This window comes from Nocardioides sp. (assembly GCF_050699375.1).
Taxonomy (GTDB): domain Bacteria; phylum Actinomycetota; class Actinomycetes; order Propionibacteriales; family Nocardioidaceae; genus Nocardioides.
Map to the genome: position 1 here is coordinate 1 of NZ_JBOHDN010000373.1, position 5,604 is coordinate 5,604.

Sequence of the window (5,604 nt, forward strand, 5' to 3'; positions counted from 1 at the left end):
CTTCTCGGCCTGCACAAGTGACTTCTCGGCGTGTGGGGTGATTATTCGGCCGACGCGGGTGACGTCTCGGTCGGCGGGAGTGACGTCTCGGCGGGCGGGGTCGCCATCCGCCGGGTGGTGACCCAGATGCCGGCCGCGATCAGCAGGCCGAGACCGCCGCCGAGGATGAACCCGCCCTGCCAGCCGACCAGGTCGATGGCGAACCCGGCGGCGGGTGCGCCGACGGCGCTGCCGAGGGTGATCGCCGAGCCGTGCCAGCCCATCACCTCGCCGCGTACGGATGAGGAGACCCGGCTGGTGATCGCCTCGAGCGCCGCGGTCAGGGTCGGGGCGCAGAAGAAGCCACTGAGCAGGAGCAGCCCGGCGAACGAGACCGTGTCCCAGGCGAACGCCGTGAGCACCGTCGTCGCGCCCAGCAGGACGAGCATCACCGCGGCCGGCGGGTGGCTGTTGAGCGCCCCGTAGATGAGCGCGCCGAGCAGGGAGCCCAGGGCCCAGATCGCCATCACCAGGCCGAGGAGGGCGGTGCGGTCGAAGTCCCGCATCGCGGCCACGGTGCCGAGGTCTTCGGCGATGAGGATGAGCGAGGCGGCGAAGGTTCCGGCGAGGAGGAGTACGACGCCGGGGTTCACCCACGACGGAAGCCGGAGGCGGCGAGCGGGAGCGGTGACGATGCCTGAAACACCGGCTGCCGCACGAGCTGTGGCACCGGCTGTGGCACCGGCTGTGGCATCGGCGGGGACCGCCGGCTCGCCATCGGTGATCACCGGGTTGAGCAGCCACAGCACGACGGCGGCCAGGATCCCGAGCCATTGGGTCAGCAGCAGCGCCCAGGAGGTGCCCAGATAGCTGGCGCCGAGCACGCCGATCAGCGGCCCGGTCATGAAGCCGATCTCGGTCATGACCGCGTCGGCGCTGAGCGCGGCGGTGCGCTGGCCGTGGCCGACCGCGCGGAGCATCACCTGGCGTACGACCGAGAAGGACGGGACGGTGAAGAGCCCGGCGACGGCGACCAGGCCGATCAGCGGGAGATATCCGACCCAGGGCGCGATCGACCAGGCGAACGGGAGGGTGAGCAGGGGCAGCAGGAGGGTACGTCGCAGGCCGATTCGGTCGAGAAGCCGACCGAGCCACGGCGCGGAGATCGCCATCGCGATCGCGAGCACCGTCGAGACCAGGCCGGCCTCGGCATAGGAGCGGTCCAGCGGACCGACCACGTGCAGGGTCACGATGACCGCGGAGGCCGGCATCGGAATCCGGAGGAACAGACCCAGCACGAGGATGCGGCGAACATCGGGAATCCGCCACAAGTCGGCGTACGTCTGGAAGCTCACGCCGCCACCTCCGTAGCGCAAGCGCCAGAGTACGGACGCGGCGGCGTGTTGTGCTGATTGTTCACTCGCTGAAGCTCGCTCACCGCAAGATTCTGTCACCAGTGAGGGTTCGGAACCAATCGTTATCGATCGGGTGACAGTTATATGGTCAGCGTCTCCATCTCGGCCGAGATGTTGGCCCGCGCGGCGGACTCCCAGCTGATCCTGGCGAAGGGCGTCGAGAAGAGTGACTCCTTCTCCATCAGCCGCTCCAAGACCTGGGTGCGGCCGACGCGGAACTCCTCGTCGGACAGGTGCTCATACTCCTCGCGAACGGTCGCCGCGTACTCCGCATAGCGCTCTGCCGGGGCCGCCAGGATCGCCAGGTCGGCGTCGGAGAGCACCCGGCCGCTGTGGTCGTCCGGGGCGGGGTCGTGGGTCTCGGTCAGCCGTACCAGGCGGGCGACCTCGGCCACGACATCCGCATCCAGGTAGGTGCTGAGCGCGTCCTCGGCCCATGTGGCCGAACGCTCCTCGGCGTCCCGCTCGCCGTCGTAGACGGCGTCGTGGAAGAACGCCGCAAGCGCGACCGTCAGCGGGTCGAAGCGCTCACCCTCCTCCCGCAGCTCCTCGATCCGGTCCAGCACCTCGCCGAGGTGCCGGCTGTCGTGGTAGCGACGGGTCGGGTCGTCGTACGCCGCCAGGACGTCACCGAGAAGGTCGGTGGCGTCGGGCAGCGGCCAATGTTGAGGGAGCTCCATGGCCCAGAACCGTAGGGCATGCCTGACGAAATCGCGTGTCCGCCGCGGGCGTGCCCATTCTCACGCGTCGTAGGCGCGCACCCATTTCGTGTGCGGGCTGTCCGTGATCTTCTGGAGCGTCGTCGGAGGTACGTCGGTGACGTCGGTGACGACGAAGCCGGTCTCGCCGCTGGTGGCGAGATACTGACCGGTCACGTTGAGGCCGTCGGCGGCGAGCAGATTGTTGAGCTCGGCGAGCACGCCGGGAACGCTGTCGTGGAGCAGCGCGAGGCGCGAGCCCTCGGCCAGCGGCGGCGGCTGGACCGCCGGCAGGTTCACCGAGAGAGCGGTGGACCCGGAGCCGATGAAGTCGCGCAGCTTGCCGGAGACGAACCAGCCGATCTCCTCCTGGGCCTCCTGCGTGGAGCCGCCCACGTGCGGGGTCAGGATGACGTTGTCGAGACCCAGCAGCGGCGACTCGAAGGCGTCACCCTGGGCCTTCGGCTCGATCGGGAAGACGTCGAGCGCGGCACCGGCGATGTGACCGGACTCGATGTGCTTGCGCAGCGCGTCGTTGTCGACCAGGAACCCGCGAGCGGCGTTGATGAACATCGAGCGCGGCTTCATCTTCGCGAACTGCTCCTCGCCGAACATGCCCAGGTTGCCCGGGCGTCCGTCGATGTGGATGGAGACCACGTCGGCCTCGGCCAGGAGCGCGTCGAGGGACTTCATCCGGCGCGCGTTGCCGTGGGCCAGCCGGTCGGCGATGTCGTAGAAGATGACGTAGAAGCCCAGCGCCTCGGCGACGTTGGACAGCTGGGTGCCGATGTTGCCGTAGCCGATGATGCCGAGCGTACGGCCGCGGACCTCGTGGGAGCCCTTCGCGGACTTGTCCCAGACGCCGGCGTGCATCTTCTCGGTCTTCTCCGGCAGGCGTCGCGCCAGGGAGATGATGTAGCCGATGACCAGCTCGACGACCGAGCGGGTGTTGGAGTAGGGCGCATTGAAGACGGCCACCCCGCGCTCGGCGGCCGCGCTCAGGTCGACCTGGTTGGTGCCGATGCAGAAGCAGCCGATCGCCTTGAGGTCCGTGGCCGCGTCGAGCACCCGCGTAGTGATGTGGGTGTTGGACCGGATGCCCAGCAGGGTCACGCCGGGCAGGGCTGCCACCAGCTCGTCCTCGGAGAGCGACTTGCTGCGTAGCTCGACCTCGAATCCGGCCTTCTCGAGGTTCTCGACAGCGACGGGATGGATGTTCTCCAGGAGCAGCGCCTTCATGGCTCAAGGGTAGGCCGTCGGCGTGGGTGCCTGGAATCGTCGCCGCAGACCGGACAGTGCGGCCTCAGGACTGGCCGGGCCGCCTCAGGACCAGTAGACGACGACGCCGTCGCCGACGTTGACCTGGTTGTAGAGCGAGGTGATGGCGTCGTAGTCGCGTACGTTCACGCAGCCGTGGGAGGCCCCGTTGTAGCCGTTGGCGGCGAAGTCGGGGGAGTAGTGGACGGCCTGGCCGCCGGAGAAGAACATCGCGAACGGCATCGGTGTCTTGTAGATGGTGGAGACGTGGTCGCGGCTCTTGGCGAAGACCGAGAACTGGCCCTCGCGGGTCGGCAGCTCCTGGGAGCCGAAACGCACCTCGACGCTCGTCTGCACCGTGCCGCCGATGACCCAGCGGAGCACGGAGGTGGACTTGTCGATGCACAGCACCCGTCCGCTCATGCAGCGCGGGTCGAGCTTGCCCTCGGGCACCGGCGGCGGGGCATTGGTCAGCTCGGCCTCCGTGGGCTCGCGGGTCATCGCGTAGAGCCGGTCGAGCGTGGTCTGGTCGACGAACCCGGTGACCGCGATCCCGCGCTTGCCCTGGAATCCGGAGACGGCCTCGGTGGTGACGTTGCCGTAGAAGCCGGTGACATCAGCGCTGTACCACCCGATCTGCTTCAGGCGGGCCTGCAGGTCACGTACGTTGTCGCCGCTGTCGCTCTTGCCGAACAGTCGTGGCCCCGAGGTCGGGGACGGCTTCGGCTTGGGTTTGGGCTTCGCGGAGGCGCTCGGCTTCGCGGACGGGCTCGCCGAGGAACTTGCCGAGGAGGCCGCGGCCGGTGAGGCATCCGCCTCGGGTGCCGATCTCGCGGCCGGCTCGGTGCCGCACGCCGCGAACGTACTCGCCAGGAGGGCGACGAGCGCCCCGGTGATCATTCCCCGCTTGACGGATCCCCGCTTGACGGTTCCCCGCTTGACCATTTCCCGCTTGACCATTTCGCAGCCTCGATCCAGATTCTGGGCCCTCCAATTAGATCGGGCCGACGACATACTGATGTCCGAACCGGGGTCTTCGGTTGCATATCTGCGGGAAATGTCCCGATCAGTGGGACGTTCTCGCGCCGACGGGCTCAGCGGAGGGGCAGCCCGAGGCGGCTGAACCAGCGGCGCGCGGTCCGCTTCACACGGTGCCGGGCACTGTTGCACTCCACGAGCGGACGGGTCACGCCGGTCCGGTCTGCGTCGGCCAGCTCGCGCAGCAGGATCTCGGTGGCCACGCGGGTGTCGTCACCGGCATCGTGCGCCTTCACCTGCTCGACCGCGTAGTAGGCCGCGATGGTGGCCAGCGACTTGTCGGGGACATCGAGAGCCAGCGCCTTCGCGAACCGCATCGTGCACAGCCACTCCAGGACCTCGAGACGTACGCCCGCGCGATCCGACTCCACGGCCACGAACGCCCAGTCGAAGGGGGCGTTGTGGGCCACGAAGACCCGGCCGGCGAGGCGCTCGGCGATCATGGCGGCCACCTCCTTGTAGGTGGGCGCGCCGGCGAGATCGGCGCTGGTCAGCCCGTGCACCTCGACCGGTCCGGGATCGACTCCGGCGCCCGGGTTGACCAGCGTCTCCCACTCCGACTCGGCAGTGCCGTCGGCGGAGACCTGGCGGATCGCCACCTGGATCACCCGGTCGCGATAGGGGTCGAGCCCGGTCGTCTCGACGTCGAGGACGGCGTAGCCCCGCTGGCTGCCTCGGGCTCCGCGTCGTCCGCGCGATTCGGTGGTGGTCACATTGCCGACGCTATCGGTGAGCACCGACACTCTCACCGCCCCGACGCGCAGCGGGTCAGATCGTCAGCGCCACGATCCCAGCGACAACGAGAACCACGACGACCATCAACAGGACGAACCCGAGGATCCCGGGCTTGCCCTGCTTCTCGTGGCCGATCGCGCCCTTGCTGAAACCCGTCAGCGGCGCGGCGTAGAAGACCGGCACGGTCTGGCCCTCGGCGACGTCGAAGCTCAACGATGCCTTGCCGAACTTCCAGGTCCACTGGGCGTACATGTCGACGTTCCAGGGGCCGGGCGGCACCGGGAAGACATTGCGCCCGTACTGCGTCGGCATCTGGTGGCCGTTGAGCAGCACGGTCGGCACGATCATGTTGGAGGTCATAGCGCTGCCCTGGATGGTCAGATCGATCCACCCCACGGGCGGCTGTCCGGGCGCTGCCTGGCTCGACTGGTCTGGCGTCGTCATGGGGCGATCATGCCGGATCGGCCGGAGCCGTCGCGACC

General features: G+C 68.8%; 6 protein-coding genes. All 6 read right to left on the reverse strand.

Going from position 1 to position 5,604, the window contains the following annotated elements:
• Positions 1-41 precede the first annotated feature (41 nt).
• The 6 genes from ACRDPS_RS24600 to ACRDPS_RS24625 all read right to left on the reverse strand — a co-directional run bounded on the left by ACRDPS_RS24600 (position 42) and on the right by ACRDPS_RS24625 (position 5,566).
• Positions 42-1,334, reverse strand: a complete 1,293-nt coding sequence (locus ACRDPS_RS24600; protein WP_431504303.1) for an MFS transporter — start codon at positions 1,332-1,334, stop codon at positions 42-44.
• 140 nt (positions 1,335-1,474) lie between these two features.
• Positions 1,475-2,074 (reverse strand): HD domain-containing protein, encoded by a 600-nt coding sequence (locus tag ACRDPS_RS24605; protein ID WP_431504304.1) that lies wholly within the window; start codon positions 2,072-2,074, stop codon positions 1,475-1,477.
• Positions 2,075-2,134: 60 nt separating this feature from the next.
• A complete protein-coding gene (serA, locus tag ACRDPS_RS24610; protein ID WP_431504305.1) occupies positions 2,135-3,331 on the reverse strand; it encodes a phosphoglycerate dehydrogenase in 1,197 nt (398 codons plus the stop codon).
• 84 nt (positions 3,332-3,415) lie between these two features.
• The gene (locus ACRDPS_RS24615; RefSeq protein WP_431504306.1) at positions 3,416-4,309 is read right to left on the reverse strand and encodes a L,D-transpeptidase family protein; all 894 of its coding nucleotides are present in this window, start codon (positions 4,307-4,309) and stop codon (positions 3,416-3,418) included.
• A gap of 134 nt (positions 4,310-4,443) precedes the next feature.
• Positions 4,444-5,100: an exonuclease domain-containing protein gene (locus ACRDPS_RS24620; RefSeq protein WP_431504307.1), complete on the reverse strand. Its 657-nt coding sequence runs from the start codon at positions 5,098-5,100 to the stop codon at positions 4,444-4,446.
• A 55-nt stretch (positions 5,101-5,155) separates the two neighbouring features.
• Positions 5,156-5,566 (reverse strand): hypothetical protein, encoded by a 411-nt coding sequence (locus tag ACRDPS_RS24625; protein WP_431504308.1) that lies wholly within the window; start codon positions 5,564-5,566, stop codon positions 5,156-5,158.
• Positions 5,567-5,604 lie beyond the last annotated feature (38 nt).

Bases quoted from the DNA above. Each gene is read 5' to 3' on its own strand.
- ACRDPS_RS24615 (WP_431504306.1), bottom strand. From the start codon at position 4,309: ATGGTCAAGCGGGAAATGGTCAAGCGGGGAACCGTCAAGCGGGGATCC.
- ACRDPS_RS24605 (WP_431504304.1), bottom strand. From the start codon at position 2,074: ATGGAGCTCCCTCAACATTGGCCGCTGCCCGACGCCACCGACCTTCTC.
- serA (WP_431504305.1), bottom strand. From the start codon at position 3,331: ATGAAGGCGCTGCTCCTGGAGAACATCCATCCCGTCGCTGTCGAGAAC.
- ACRDPS_RS24625 (WP_431504308.1), bottom strand. From the start codon at position 5,566: ATGACGACGCCAGACCAGTCGAGCCAGGCAGCGCCCGGACAGCCGCCC.